The organism is Shewanella sp. AS16, assembly GCF_021412365.1.
GTDB classification, from domain to species: Bacteria; Pseudomonadota; Gammaproteobacteria; order Enterobacterales; family Shewanellaceae; genus Shewanella; species Shewanella salipaludis.
On the sequence record NZ_JAKCLK010000429.1, the window covers coordinates 1 to 281 of the forward strand.

The window sequence follows — 281 nt, forward strand, 5'->3', positions numbered from 1 at the left end:
CACGACAAGTCTTTTTTGGTTATCCAGCAACCAGTTAATACGTTTAGGTAGCGTTCGCGAGGTGTCTTCGCGCACCAATGACGGCCAGTTGCGCAACGTATCATCGCTGAACGGGCCATCCATCAACGCCAGCGGGTGGTGGCTGGCAACAACGCAACTCCAGCTTAACATCCCCATATCCCGGAAGGTATAACGACCGCCTACCGGAATCGCGCGTGTTGCGCCAATCGCCAGTTCCACGCGCCCGTCGGAAAGTGCATCCCAGACACCGTTGAACACTT

1 protein-coding gene is annotated in these 281 nt (G+C 55.9%); it reads right to left on the reverse strand.

What is annotated here, in order from left to right; translation table 11 throughout:
• Positions 1–281 (reverse strand): LysR substrate-binding domain-containing protein (locus LZP73_RS20960; RefSeq protein ID WP_326490389.1); only part of this gene is annotated, 281 nt, incomplete at both ends.